The sequence below is a fragment of the Parachlamydia sp. genome, assembly GCF_050255895.1.
GTDB lineage: Bacteria > Chlamydiota > Chlamydiia > Chlamydiales > Parachlamydiaceae > Parachlamydia > Parachlamydia acanthamoebae.
In genome coordinates this window covers 1-13,649 of record NZ_JBFWIR010000038.1, presented here as the reverse complement: position 1 = coordinate 13,649, position 13,649 = coordinate 1, and the positions used below count along the sequence as shown (strand labels likewise).

Genomic DNA, 13,649 nt, shown 5'->3' with positions numbered 1-13,649 from the left:
GGGAATGAAGAAGTGGGTGGGAAATGGATTAAATTTAATTTATCCCCCCATTTGTTTGGAATGTGAAGACTCTCTTCAAAATTCTAGCAGTTTGTTTTGTGATGACTGCCATGAGCAGCTTTCCCTAATTGATCCCACTGAACGCTGTCATTATTGTTTTGAGTCAAAACATGATTTTCGATCAGGGGTGAGCCTTTGCAAAAGATGTTCCCTCCATGCCCCTCTATTTCGGGGTGTCGGCGCGGCTTTTGATTATGAAGGTCCTGCGGCAACTCTAGTGAAACATTTAAAATATTTAAATAAACCCTATTTAGCAGAGGGCGCTGGTGCTTTTTTGGCTTACCAGTTTTTCCAGTTGCAGTGGCCTATTCCTGATTTGATCATTCCTGTCCCTTTATCTTTTATGCGAAATTTATCTCGTGGATACAATCAAGCTTTTTTACTGGCAAATGCGCTGGGAAACATTCTCAACTGTCCAGTAGCACAGGTTCTAAAAAGAAAGAGCGGTGACTACAGTCAAGCCGCATTAGACCGGAAACAACGTATGACATTAGAACAGGAAAGTTTTTTTCTCCAAGAAAACGGAATCATTCGTGACAAAACGCTTTTGATTATCGATGATGTTCGCACTACAGGCGCCACATTAAATCGTTGTGCGGAAACATTATTAACGGGATATCCAGCAAAAATGTATGGGCTTACGCTTTGTCATACGGATTATGAAGGCGATGGTTCTCCACGATTCAGGGAGAAGCGCGATTGAAAATTAACTTAAAATAAGTTTGAGGCACCATTCCTGTCACATAGTTATGTCCTTTCCCATGAATTTCATAGAAAATATTTGTTAATGCCACTAACCGATTTAAACGTAGCTGAACTTCCTCACTAGAAATTTCTTCATCTTTGCTTTTTACTACACATGCAAGATGTTGTGCAATGAATGGGCGTTTTTGGTTGTCTCTATAATCATTTAAAAGGGCACCAAGCCAACTCTGCTCAGCCTTTAAGACAATGGAAAATAGCTTTGAGCTTTGATCGAAGCGATTAGCTACTTTATTTAAGTGTAGTTTTTTGCAGATAGAAAAAAGCTTACTAGAAACACGTCCTGACAAACTATTTTTTTTACAGAGGTTCTTGCTGAAAAAGGAAGGCGTAAAATGTTCCTGCAGTTTTTTTTCAACTCCATGTCCTACAGATTTCTTTAATATTATCACATACGCGGGAGGCTTCTCTTCGACTGATTCTTCATTATATAAAGGATTAATCAATGGATATATGTTAGAAAAAATCTTTTCACCCCAAGCCAAACTCATAAAAACTCCTTATTTTGCTTAAAAAAAATAAGTGTTTTTTTGTTATTTCACAAGTGAATTCTCAAATTCTTATCTTTTAAGTCGCCTTCAACCCTCGTATTTAATGTTGAAAGTTTATATTTTTTTAAATTAAAAGCTTAGTGTTTATTTACTAGTTAATGTTCGTGTGATACTGTGTTTACTTATTAAAAATAAGCACGAGGAAGGTTATGCCTTATATAAATTTAACGCATGCAACAACACATGCTCTTGGAAATTATGTTCATAAAAATTGGGTACACTCTGAGAACACAAATTTTTTTAAAAAACACGTTTTAGCAAGAGGTTTACACTTAACTTTGGTTCCCTCTTCTATTGTGACAAGTGTTATTGATACCACAATAGGTTTAGGTATTGGGATAGCAGTTTTAGCTACAGTCGGGAAACATGAAAAAATGACTCGGTTTGCATTTAATCATGTTTTTTGCGCTTCCAAACTGGCAGTTTTTCCATATGTAAACTTTTTACAGGCAATTAATCCTAAAATCCACTTCCTTTCAAATGAATATGGAAAACACGCAAATTTTGCCATTGAGGCCAAAAAATGCATGATTAGTAACGAAGGGTTTGGATTCACATCCGATCCGTTCAATTTTCGATTGCGGAAAAAAGCTAGCGAATATTGTGATGCAAATAGTTTTTTTAAGAGACATGTAGCTTCTAGACTCACCTATGCCTTATTAGCTCTTAGTTGCGTTGTAACGAGAATAGCTGATGGAATTATCGGAGTGCCCATTGCAGCCCTTTCAATCTTGACTGCAGGGAAGTTTGTGTTTCTTAATAATTTAGCGTATAGAACTCTTCAAGCTCCAAGCATTGTAGGTGATCTTTTTTATTGCACGATAAACTGTATCAATCCTTGGACGGGAACATTGAAGGCCTAATTTTTAGTGACAAGCTCAAATGAAAAAAAATAACTTAATCTTTGAGCTTGTTGCTCTCTTGTAGCACTCGTTAAGGAGTCTTTAGGCTAAATAATGGTCATCAAATCTTTCAAGTAGATAGTCTTCTAAATGATTTTTTAAAATATCAGGATTAACGATTTTTGCCTGATGATTTTCTATCAAAAATTGCGCATTTCCCCCTTCCCACAAAGGAATTCCCTTTAAAAGTTCCATTTGATCACCTGAAGAATTTGTTGCTTCTGAATGGATAAGGATTTGTCCTTGTACAACGTTTTTTACTTCGTGAGAAGCTTGTGCACCAGTTCGAATGATTGCAATGTCGCTACGATACATCAGAGAGGCAATTTCTGATGCATTTTGAAAGGTCAAGGGAATTATTTTAATATGTGGATTTTCACATTGTTGAGATTTGATTAGGTCTGCAACTTTTTTAAATAAGGTTTCTTGTTGAGGGATGTGCTTATTGCAAAAAACGAAAAAGTAAATTTTTTTATTTTTTGTTTTGGCTATTTCTTCTAACTTAAGCACACTTGAGACATAGTTGAACGTGGCTTTTTCAGCAACTTGACTTCCAAGCATTAAAGTCATGACTATATCGTCGCTTTTTACGGGAATATGGAGCAATTTTTGAGGAGAGTCCGGGTTTATACAAGGCCCTAATTCGTCGTGCAGAGAGCGCAAAATCGTAAGCTCTTCTTCCGTATTTATGGCGATTGCTAATTCGTTTGGCTTAGGAGGACAATCTTTGTATGCTAAAAACTCTTTTCTAATAGGAGAGTCTGCATACACAATCTCACCTTTCATGAGGGATAAATTGCAGAATTTTTTCCAGAAATTTTCTTCTTCTTCCGAGGTTTTAAGGGACGGGTTAATAGAGATGAATTTGAAAATTTTTTTGTCTTTTTTACTCAGCTTTTTTATGTAACGATGATAGTACAAAGATTTTGCGTTGGGTAATTCGATAAAGATTTTCCAAACAGTGATGACTTTTTTTTTTCGAAATAATCGATAGATAAAATTGACTGTTCGAGCTGCTCTAACGATAGGGCGGGTTCCAATGGCTTGCGTGTCTATAATTTTATCGATGTCGTAACGTAACAAAACGTAGCAAATACGAAAGTAAATAGGAACGCTAAAAAGAGCTTCTGCAAATCCTTGGCGTTTAGCTAATTTAATTTGCTTTTTGACATTTCCTTGCTTTTGGGCTTTGTCCCAACTATTTGTGCAGGCTTTTCCAATCTTTCCTAATGTTCCAAAAGTGTTAATCTCATAGCAATCTCCCGGATGGGCAGACTTGATGGCTAAAGCCGCGATTTTGTGACCTGCTCCACCGGCTGAAGAGATTAATGCCACATCAAAAGTTGTTTGAGAAAAGGGAGTCAAACTTAATATGTCAATTTTTTTTGTCATTAATAAATCCTTAAATAAACTTTTTTAAGTTACATTTAAATAGTTTATTAATCAAGAAAAAGAAAGTTTATAAAAATAATATTAAATTATGATTATATAAAAAGTTTGATGAAATCTTGAATTAAAAGTTCATCGAGCCGAAAAGGATTCTGGAAGAGTTCATAAATAGATGTAACACGATTAGAATCAAATTGAGTGAGCAGATTGTGCTGAAATTTTTTGAATAGAAAAGGAAATCCCTCAAATCGACGACGACGATGTCCCAAAGGATATTCGATTTCAATAAGGGGCGTTATTTCTCCATTCGTAAATGTAATTTGCATAGCGTTTGCAATCGAACGTTTTTCTGGATCAAGGTAATCCCTGGAATATTCAGGATTTTCTTTGACAATCATTTTGTTTCGTAGAAAATCGATACGTGGATCTTTGGCGGTCTCGCCTTCATAATCTTCGGCTTGTAATTTACCAAAAAGCAATCCAATTGCCACCATATATTGTAGACAGTGATCTCGATCCGCAGGATTATGCAAAGGACCCTTTTTATCAATAATACGGATCGCCGATTCATGTGTTAAAATAATGATTTTGTCGATTTCGTCTAAACGATTTTGAATGAGCGGATGTAATTGGAATGCACATTCTATTGCCGTTTGCGCATGGAATTCAGCAGGAAAAGCAATTTTAAACAGCACATTTTCCATGACGTAACATCCGAGTGGTCGTTCAAGTTGGATAGGCTTCCCACCAAAAAGAACATCGGATACACCCCATTTTTTTGCAGATAAACCGAGAGGATAGCCCATTTCCCCTTGTAGAGCTATCCAAGCAAATTGAACACCACGACTTGTTGCATCGCCAGCAGCCCATGATTTACGTGATCCCGTATTTGGAGCATGTCGATATGTTCTTAAAGGGCCTGCATCGATCCACGCATTAGAAATGGCAGAACACAGTTGTGCATGGTTAGCTCCTAAGAGGCCGGCTGCGACAGCGGCAGAGGCTATTTTTACTAAAATGACATGGTCAAATCCAATGCGATTGAAGCTTGTATTTAAGGCTAAAACCCCTTGAATTTCATAAGCTTTAATCAGTGCGAGTAGTAAGTCTTTGACTTTAAGAGGAGCTTGTTTTTGCGAAACATAATCAATAACGGAGAGAAGAGCTCCGAGGTTATCTGATGGATGTCCCCATTCTGCGGCTAACCATGTGTCGTTAAAATCAAGCCAACGGATCATGGTTCCAATGTTAAAGGCAGCTCGGATCGGATCGAGAACATGGGGCGTTCCAGGGACTCGACTGCCGTGTGGAACAACTGTATTTGGAACGACAGGGCCTAAAAGTTTTGTACATTCTGGAAAATTTAAAGCTAGTATTCCGCATCCCAGCGTGTCTGCCAAACTGAGGCGTGCATTTGTAAACGCTTCTTCGGAAGGATTTGTATAAGTTAAGACATATTCGGCGATATCAGCAAAAACTTGATCCATATCCAACACCATAAGCAGGGGAGATGGCGATCTCCCCATTTGATTAACGTTCTGAAATAGGTTTGAAAGGCTGCAATGTGGGGCCAATGTAATTGCTGATTGGGCGTATCAGTTTGTTGGCAATGCGTTGTTCCATTAAGTGTGCGGACCACCCGGATATCCTAGACATGACGAAGAGGGGAGTAAACATGGGAGTAGGAATTTCACAAAAATGATAAGCCACTGCACTGTAAAAATCTAAATTAGGAAAGAGTTTTTTCTCCCTCCACATCACTTGCTCTATCCGTTCTGCGATAGGAAAAATTTTGGTGTCTCCCGCTTCTTGGCTGAGTTCTTTTGCCCAGCGTTTAATGATGTTAGAACGAGGATCTGATGTGGTGTATACGCGATGTCCGAAGCCCATGACCAGTTGCTTATTATGCAACATGTTAAGAATTTCTTCTTCGGCTTCATCAGGTATATTAAATTGTGAAATAAGTGCCATCGCCCACTCATTCGCTCCTCCATGCAGGGGGCCTCTAAGCGCTCCAATGCCTCCACAGATAGCTGAATAAAAGTCTGAAAGCGTACTTGCAATTGTTCGTACAGTGAAAGTTGACGCATTAAATTCGTGTTCTGCATAAAGAATCAAAGAAACATCTAAGCAGCGGCGTTGCATTTCACTGGGTTTTTTCCCTTGGATTAAATGCAGAATGTGACCCGCTAAACTTTCCTCTTGTGTGTCTAAAGAGCGAGATTGTTTTGTTTTTTGATAATGATCCCAATAGGCTAGCATGGAACCAAAACTTGCCAGTAAACGATCCGCGATTGCATATTTTTCTGTGAGGGGAGTCTCTGGTTCAATATTTCCCAAAAACGAACAGCCAGTTCGTAAAACATCCATCATGTGCGTTTGGGGTGGAATGCGTTGTAAAACTTCTTTCAGCGATTCAGGAAGCGTGCGCATTTTTTTTAGCTTAGCCTTATAAGCTTTTAATTCTTCTCCGTTCGGAAGAGATCCTCGAAGTAAAAGCCACGCGACCTCCTCGAAGGTCGTTTTATCAGCCAGATCTTGAATGGAATAGCCCCGATAAAGAAGACTTGCATCCTCTGCCGAGCAAAGGCAAATAGCGGAGTCGCCTGCAACAATGCCTGCTAATCCGCCTACTTTTTTCTTTTCTTGTGCATTTGTAGACATCAAAAACCTTTAAGTTGAGAGTGGGTTAATTGCCTGTTCAGCCTGTTCGTAATTGAGGAATTTGTAAAGTTCTTGACGTGTCTGCATGAGAGGAATGGATTGTTTTTGTGAACCATTTTTCTTGATATCTCTCATCACATTTAACGCCGCTGCATTCATGGCACGATTAACAGATAAGGGATAAAGCGCCATGTCAATACCTACTTGAGCAAGTTCACTTAAATCAAAAGAAGGGGTTTTACCAAACTCCGTTAAGTTTGCAAGAATGGGAACAGTGCAAACTTCTTTAAACATGCGGTATTCTTCAAGTGTGGTAGCAGCTTCTACAAATAACATTTCGGCTCCAGCTTCAACATAGGCGACACAGCGATCAAGAGCGGGTACAAGGCCTTCTACGGCGATTGCGTCAGTCCGCGCCATCACCACAAAATAAGGATCCGTTTTTGCGTTCAAAGCCGCTTTAATTCGATCGGCCATGATTTTTTTTGAGACCAAAGATTTTCCTGATCGATGTCCGCACCTTTTTTCGGGAATTTGATCTTCAATGTGTACAGCTGCGGCACCCATTTTGATCATCCTTTTAATCGTGCGTTCGATCATCAAGGAATGTCCCCAGCCTGTATCTATATCCACGAGCAAGGGTAAATCCACCGCATCCGTTAATCGATCCACTTCATCAACAACATTATCCAAAGTTGTTAGTGCTAGATCGGGCAAGCCATAGATGGAATTTGCTACACCTGCTCCCGAAAGATATAAAGCTTTAAATCCGACTTGCTTAGCCATTAAAGCGATATAGGCATTGGCCACTCCAAGAATTTGAAGAGGAGATTCTTCGGCCAATGCTTGTCTGAATTTCATACCAGGACTATCCATTGCACACTCAATTAAAGTTTTATTTTGGTTATGGGAATTTTGCCATTTATATTCAAGAATTTGTTTAAAAAACCGTGTTTCATGTAAATAAATGATTTGCGTAAGGGGGTGGTTTAAGTTACCTTGAATATGAACAGGAGACGAACCAATGGAATTAGTCAAATTTGAAAAACATGCCAATGTTGGGATTCTAACAATTGCAAGACCAGAAGCTTTAAATGCATTGAACCAAGAAACCTTATATGCCATTCTTCATGTTTTACATGAGGAAGCTTCTCCCGAAAATATTCGGGCCCTGATTTTAACGGGCGAAGGAGACAAAGCGTTTATAGCAGGAGCTGATATCAAAGAAATGCTGCCCATGGATCATCTGGGAATGAAAGCTTTTTGTGAACTAGGGCAAAGTGTGGCTTTGATGCTTGAGCAAGCTCCTTATTTAACTTTAGCCGCTGTGAATGGTTATGCATTGGGTGGAGGGTTAGAAATGGCACTCGCCTGTGATTTTATTTATGCGAGTGAAAATGCAAAACTTGGATTACCGGAAGTCTCTCTAGGAATTATCCCAGGATTTGGAGGAACACAAAGATTGTCACGTGCAGTTGGAACCCGACGAGCCAAGGAACTCATTCTATCAGGAAAAATGATTAATGCTACTGTCGCCCACCAAATCGGTTTAGTCAATCATGTTGTCGAAAAAGAGAAACTACTTTCAGAGTGTTTATTAACAGCTCAGACGGTTGCGTCACAGCCCCCTTTTGCGGTTATGCAAGCGAAAGCGGCGATTAATTGTGGCAGCTCCATGGGATTGCTCGAGGCCTTAGAACTAGAAAAAAACATGTGTGCAGTAGCTTTTGCGACACCAGAAAGAAAAGAAAAAATGAGTGCTTTTGTGAACAAAAAGAAATAAGTGGGGAGTATGCATTTAGAAGAAAAATTGCAGAATGTTTCTGTCGTAGGTGCTGTAGGTAAAATGGGGCGGGGGATTGCGCTCGTGCTTGCACAAGAAATGGCGATGCTCAAGTTGAAAAAAAACCAGCATTATCAACTTCGTTTAATCGATAGCAATGCAAATGGATTTGTGGAATTGCGTCATTATTTGAAACATCATCTCAAAAAATTTGCAGAAAGCCACATCATTTCTTTACGGGATAGTTACAAAGATAATACGCATTTAGTCAGCAATCATCAAATCATCGACGCTTTCGTTGATGAAGCCTTGGATCTGTTGAGTTTTGAAACAGAGGTGAATAAAGTCCAGGGATCGACTCTAATATTTGAAGCCATTTTTGAGAATGAACATGCCAAAATAGAATTGTTGAAGCGTTTAAAGCACAAAGGAGAACCCGAAACTCTTTTTTTAACCAACACATCCTCTATTCCCATCTCTTATCTCGCAGAAAAATCGGGTTTGGAAGGAAAATTAATTGGCTTTCACTTCTATAACCCTCCTGCAGTCCAAAAGCTGGTCGAAATTATTATCCCATCTTCCGTATCGGTAGAGGATCGTACTCTTGCTCACACATTAATTGAAAGATTAAAAAAAATAGGGATCCCTTCGCATGATGTCGCAGGATTTATTGGAAATGGACATTTTATTCGAGAATTGCATTTTGCCAGTCAGTTGATTGAAGAATGGTCTCAAGAAATGCCTCAGGTTGAAGCCATCTATCTGTTGGATACCCTTACACAAGCCTACTTACTTAGACCCATGGGCATTTTTCAACTTGTCGATTATGTGGGAATTGATATTTGTCATCAAATTGCAACCATCATGGAAAAGCATTTGAAAGAGTCTTTGCATGTTCCTCTGCTTAAACAAATGATCGGATTAGGATTAAAAGGAGGACAAGGCCCGGATGGTACACAAAAGAATGGTTTTTTCTCATACGATGGAATGCAAAGGAAAAGCATTTATGCAGGAAAAGAGAAAAAGTATGTCAATGTGCAGGAGATATCTGTAAAATGCGCAGCTAAAATGGGAGGACCATTTAGCGAGCAACTCACATGGAAGTCTTTGCAAAAAGATCCTAAAAGGCACAAAAAAATCGTCGATTATTTTTATAAATTATTTCTTTCTGAAACATGGGGAGCAGAGCAAGCGAAGCGCTTTTTAAAACACTCTCAAAAGATTGCCAATGGTTTGGTAGAGAGGGGGGTGGCAAATAAAATCGAAGATGTCACGCAAGTTTTAGAGCTTGGTTTTTTTCACTTGTATGGAGTTTCAGACATTTCGATTACTCAGAAACATTAAGGAAGCCTCATGAGTACTTTTAGAAAAAAAATATTCGCTGCTGCCGGATACAACACCGTGTATTTTGGTTCTGGACGAAAAGAATTTAATCCTGAAAAAGAGATGCGTCCATTCGATGAATATTTAAAAGAAACGGGCGATGGAACATGCTCACAAGTGCCAAATCCGGTCTTTGATGAAGGAGTGATCGGAAGCTTTATGTCGGGTAGATTTTTAAATCAGGCGAATCTTCCTGGGTTCCTTCCTTTCATGATTTCAAGTTTAAGAGGAAAGCCTTGTACTGGCGTTGAGGGGGCATGCGGCACAGGTGGGAGAGCAATTGCTGCTGCAACGCGAAGCGTCCTTTCCGATTTAGCTGAAACAGTCTTTGTGGCAGGTTTTGAAACTCAAAATACGATGAAAGCAGTTTATGGAGCAGATGTGCTAGCGGGGGCTGCTTTTTATCGCAAAGATCGTAAATCTGGTCATGCCTTTTTCTTCCCGGGCGTTTTTTCCGATCGAGCGGGGGCTTATTATCAAAAGTATGGATATGAGCAAGCGCGTAAGGGAATGGCGAAGTGGTATGAAATGTCCATTTTAAATGCGCGACATAATCCCAAAGCTCAGGAATATCAAAATAGTTCGCCTGATTTGTTGGCTTTAGGTATGACCCCACCTAATCCTTTACGCTTTGTTCCACACCTCAATTTTTATGACTGCTCAAAAGTTACTGACGGAGCTTCTTCCCTTGTAATTCTATCTGAAGAGGGATTACAACAGTGTGGAATAGCCAAAGAGGATGCTGTAGAAATTGTGGCGATTGGGGCTGCAGAAGAAGACATTACACAACCTCCTTGTGATTTAACTGTTTTGACGACCACACAAATGGCTGTCCAAAAAGCTTTGGAGCAGGCTGAAATTCGATTAGAGGAGATCGGAGTATTAGAAATTCACGATTGTTTTTCTATTACGGCTCTTCTCGCATTCGAAGCTTTAGGATTGGTTCCACAAGGAAAAGCGTCTGAGTTTATTTTGGATGGGCATACAGCCCCAGACGGTAAAATTCCTACAAACCTTTCTGGAGGGTTGAGTGGTTTTGGACATCCAACAGGTGCGACAGGGGTGAGACAATTAGTTGATCTACTCCATCAACTAACGCAAAAAGCGGCTTTTCAAATTCAGCCTAAATCCCCTTATGGCATGCTAATTAGCATGGGAGGAAATGATAAAACCGTGACATGCGTCATTGTCAAAAGCACACGTTAAAGCGAGGGAAAGATGGAGTTTGGTTACACAGCCGAGCAAATAGCCTTGAAAATGGAATGTCAAAAGTTTGCCAAAGAAGAAATTGCTGAAAATGTGCGTCTTCTAGAAGAGGATCTTTTTGTTAGGCAAAGGCTTTTTGAAAAAATGGGACAAAAAGGTTTTTTTACACTAGGGCTTATGCTCGCAGAAAAAAAGCGGGATCCTTTTCGGTTAGCCATTGCGTTAAAAGAGATCTCAAAGGTGGATGCAGGGATTGGTGTGACAATGGCTGTGACCAATATGGTTGCGGAAGCCATCGAGTGGTATGGATCCAAACAGCAACAAGCCAAGTATCTCTCGGCCATTAAGCAAGGCGAAAGCGTGCCAGCTTCTTTTGCTTTAACGGAAGAACAGGCAGGAAGCGATCCTAAAAATATCCAAACGCGAGCAGAAGTCGATCTGAACAATTCCGATTACTTTTGGATTAACGGAAGCAAACGTTTAATCACAAATGGAGATCTATCCGGAGTTCTCATTGTTTTTGCTAAAACAACAGAGGGAATCAGTGCTTTTTTAATAGAGCGAGGAACACCCGGGATGGAAGTTTCTAAAACAGAACAAAAGCTAGGCTTGTTAACCGCCAACTTAGTAGGTCTCTCTTTTGACAAATGTCGTGTCCACAGAAACCAGCTTTTAGGAAAATTGGGTGAAGGCTTGAAAATTGCCTTGGGGAGTTTGGACAGTGGGAGGATCGGCGTTGCGGCACAGGCCATTGGGATAGCAGAAGCATCCTATGAAGCAGCTCTTCATTATAGTCAGGTGCGGGAGCAATTTGGAAAAAAGATCTGTGAGAATCAGGCGATTGCTTTCGAGCTAGCCGACATGCATGTTAAACTCAGTGCGGCTAAATTGTTATTGAGCAAAGCCTGCTGGCAAAGGGTACAGGGCATTTCCTACACACTCGCTGCCTCTGAAGCTAAATTATACGCTTCGGAAATTGCCAATGAAATTGCTTCTGAGGCTATGCAAATTTTTGGAGGATATGGCTATATCAAAGATTATCCTTTAGAAAGATATTTTCGCGATGCACGTGCGACGACATTGTATGAGGGGACAAGTGAAATTCAACGGTTGGTAATTTCAAGGTCTATTTTAAAGGAAGCTTTAATTGATCAATAAGGGCTGGAGATCATGCTTTACTGAGGTCGGTGATTGCACTCTGCGCAACGCTTTTTCCAAAACCAATTGTCATGCCCACATACTAAACAAGCCCATTCTTTTGGGCTTTGAATAGAATTAATCTCTTCGGGGCAAAAATAAAACCCTTCTTCATCGTGATTCAGCTGATTAATCGGTAAGATCGATCCTTCAACCGAGATAAATAAACCATTTTTTTCAAAGATTACTTGATCAGGGTCAACGTAAATTTTATCCTCTGCACAAATGAAATGTGCCAGCATGTTAAACAAGATAAAGAGCAACCCAAACTTTTTCATAAAACCTCTGGCAATCTGATTATATATCTTAATATTTGCTTTTTAATTTAGTAAAAATGTCTTTTTTCCTTCAATCGAATTGCAACAAAATTTCCTGACGGAGTTTGCTTTTTAACCTTTTTTCCTTTTATAATCGGGATTTAATGTTTCAAAAAGGATGTTTTTCTATGCTCGATATCAAGCTTATTCGTCAAAATCCAGAAGCTATAAAAGCGAAAGTTAAAACAAAAGAGCCATCTTCTGAGAGTGTAATCGACGCCATTTTAGTTTTAGATCGTCAGTCACGTGAAATTAAAACAAAAGTTGAGCAGTTAAAATCCGAAAGAAACGTCTTGTCCGATCAAATTGGGGCTTTAAAACGACGTGGGGAAGATGCAAGTGCTCTTTTAGAAAAAGTTTCGAGTTTTGGCGATGAAATTCACAGCTTAGATCATGCGTTAGCCCCTTTGGAAGAAGAGCTCATCCAATTGCTTTCGACAATTCCAAATTTGCCGATGGATGATATTCCTGTTTCCGACTCTCCAAAAGACAATGTGATGATTAAGGAATTCAAACAAAGACCCGTCTTTGATTTTCCTTTTAAAAACCATGTAGAGCTAAACGAGCGGTTGGAATTATTTGATTTTAAACGTGGTGCCAAAATTTCCGGAACAGGCTGGCCTGTTTACAGAGGAATGGGAGCTCGTTTGGAATGGGCTTTATTGAACTACATGATCGAAATTCATATCAAGAATGGCTTTGAGCAATGGATTCCGCCTATTTTGGTTAGAAAAGAGATTTTATTTGGCTCTGGCCAACTTCCTAAATTTGAAAATCAGCAATTCAAAATTAATGATCCTGATTATCATTTATATTTGATTCCAACAGCTGAAGTCCCTTTAAACGGATTGCATTACGATGAAATTTTAGAAACGGATCACCTTCCCTTGAAGTATATTGCATATACTCCATGTTTTAGACGAGAAGCAGGAGCGGCAGGTTCGCAAGAGAGAGGTCTTATCCGCATGCACCAATTCAATAAAGTGGAAATGTTTTGCTTTAGCAAGCCTGAAGAAAGCATGAAGCTTTTTGATCAAATGATGGCGAGTGCGGAGGAGATTTTGCAGGGATTAGATCTGCATTATCGCAATATGCTTTTAGTCACAGGGGATATGTCTTTTGCTTCTGCTCGCACGGTGGATATTGAGGTGTGGTTGCCAGGACAAGATCGTTATTATGAAGTGTCCTCTGTTTCAAATTGCACGGATTACCAATCCAGACGTTCGCAGATTCGTTTCAGAAAGAAAGGGGAAAAACCCGAATTGGTGCATACATTAAATGGATCAGGTCTTGCGACTTCCCGTTTAATGGTCGCTCTGTTAGAAAATAATCAACAGCCTGATGGATCTGTTTTAATTCCTCCTGTACTTCAAAAGTATTTGGGTGGTATTAACCGACTTACACCGACTGCTTAAGGATAATTCTCGAACAGCCT

13 protein-coding genes are annotated in these 13,649 nt (G+C 39.6%); 7 read left to right on the top strand and 6 right to left on the bottom strand.

The genetic code is table 11. From position 1 onward, the window contains the following. The first annotated feature begins 4 nt into the window (after window positions 1-4). Window positions 5-763: a ComF family protein gene (locus AB7E63_RS07980; protein WP_006342173.1), complete on the top strand. Its 759-nt coding sequence runs from the start codon at window positions 5-7 to the stop codon at window positions 761-763. Here AB7E63_RS07980 and AB7E63_RS07975 read toward each other — a convergent pair. Further along, entirely contained in the window at window positions 744-1,313 is a 570-nt protein-coding gene (locus AB7E63_RS07975; protein WP_006342172.1) for a hypothetical protein, read from the bottom strand. The two genes, AB7E63_RS07980 and AB7E63_RS07975, sit on opposite strands and share 20 nt — an antisense overlap. Before the next feature lie 209 nt (window positions 1,314-1,522). Between AB7E63_RS07975 and AB7E63_RS07970 the strand changes: the two genes are divergently transcribed. Next, window positions 1,523-2,236 carry a hypothetical protein gene (locus AB7E63_RS07970; protein WP_284452873.1) on the top strand — a complete coding sequence of 238 codons (714 nt, stop codon included), beginning with the start codon at window positions 1,523-1,525 and terminating at the stop codon, window positions 2,234-2,236. An 81-nt stretch (window positions 2,237-2,317) separates the two neighbouring features. Here the strand turns inward: AB7E63_RS07970 and AB7E63_RS07965 are convergent, their stop codons facing one another. The 4 genes from AB7E63_RS07965 to prpB form a co-directional block, all read right to left on the bottom strand. Continuing rightward, window positions 2,318-3,667, bottom strand: a complete 1,350-nt coding sequence (locus tag AB7E63_RS07965) for a hypothetical protein (RefSeq protein ID WP_428419143.1) — start codon at window positions 3,665-3,667, stop codon at window positions 2,318-2,320. Window positions 3,668-3,759: 92 nt separating this feature from the next. Continuing rightward, window positions 3,760-5,151 (bottom strand): bifunctional 2-methylcitrate dehydratase/aconitate hydratase, encoded by a 1,392-nt coding sequence (locus tag AB7E63_RS07960; RefSeq protein ID WP_284452875.1) that lies wholly within the window; start codon window positions 5,149-5,151, stop codon window positions 3,760-3,762. A gap of 43 nt (window positions 5,152-5,194) precedes the next feature. Then, window positions 5,195-6,328 carry a bifunctional 2-methylcitrate synthase/citrate synthase gene (gene prpC / locus AB7E63_RS07955; protein WP_284452876.1) on the bottom strand — a complete coding sequence of 378 codons (1,134 nt, stop codon included), beginning with the start codon at window positions 6,326-6,328 and terminating at the stop codon, window positions 5,195-5,197. A gap of 9 nt (window positions 6,329-6,337) precedes the next feature. Continuing rightward, window positions 6,338-7,204: a methylisocitrate lyase gene (gene prpB / locus AB7E63_RS07950; protein ID WP_284452877.1), complete on the bottom strand. Its 867-nt coding sequence runs from the start codon at window positions 7,202-7,204 to the stop codon at window positions 6,338-6,340. A gap of 148 nt (window positions 7,205-7,352) precedes the next feature. On the opposite strand from prpB, the gene AB7E63_RS07945 reads away from it, so the two are divergent. Genes AB7E63_RS07945 through AB7E63_RS07930 form a run of 4 tightly spaced genes read left to right on the top strand, consistent with a single transcriptional unit; the run spans window position 7,353 to window position 11,858 of the window. Beyond that, a complete protein-coding gene (locus tag AB7E63_RS07945; protein ID WP_006342166.1) occupies window positions 7,353-8,111 on the top strand; it encodes an enoyl-CoA hydratase/isomerase family protein in 759 nt (252 codons plus the stop codon). A gap of 9 nt (window positions 8,112-8,120) precedes the next feature. Next, on the top strand, window positions 8,121-9,455 hold the full coding sequence (locus AB7E63_RS07940) for a 3-hydroxyacyl-CoA dehydrogenase family protein (protein ID WP_284452878.1): 1,335 nt from the start codon (window positions 8,121-8,123) through the stop codon (window positions 9,453-9,455). 9 nt (window positions 9,456-9,464) lie between these two features. After that, on the top strand, window positions 9,465-10,700 hold the full coding sequence (locus AB7E63_RS07935) for a thiolase C-terminal domain-containing protein (RefSeq protein ID WP_006342164.1): 1,236 nt from the start codon (window positions 9,465-9,467) through the stop codon (window positions 10,698-10,700). Between the two features lie 12 nt (window positions 10,701-10,712). Continuing rightward, window positions 10,713-11,858 (top strand): acyl-CoA dehydrogenase family protein, encoded by a 1,146-nt coding sequence (locus AB7E63_RS07930; protein WP_006342163.1) that lies wholly within the window; start codon window positions 10,713-10,715, stop codon window positions 11,856-11,858. A gap of 17 nt (window positions 11,859-11,875) precedes the next feature. On the opposite strand, the gene AB7E63_RS07925 is transcribed toward AB7E63_RS07930, so the two are convergent. After that, a complete protein-coding gene (locus AB7E63_RS07925) occupies window positions 11,876-12,175 on the bottom strand; it encodes a hypothetical protein (RefSeq protein WP_059359616.1) in 300 nt (99 codons plus the stop codon). Window positions 12,176-12,342: 167 nt separating this feature from the next. Here AB7E63_RS07925 and serS point away from each other — a divergent pair, with 167 nt between their 5' ends. After that, complete coding sequence (gene serS, locus AB7E63_RS07920; RefSeq protein ID WP_013925441.1) at window positions 12,343-13,629, top strand: serine--tRNA ligase; 1,287 nt, start codon at window positions 12,343-12,345, stop codon at window positions 13,627-13,629. Window positions 13,630-13,649: the final 20 nt, after the last annotated feature.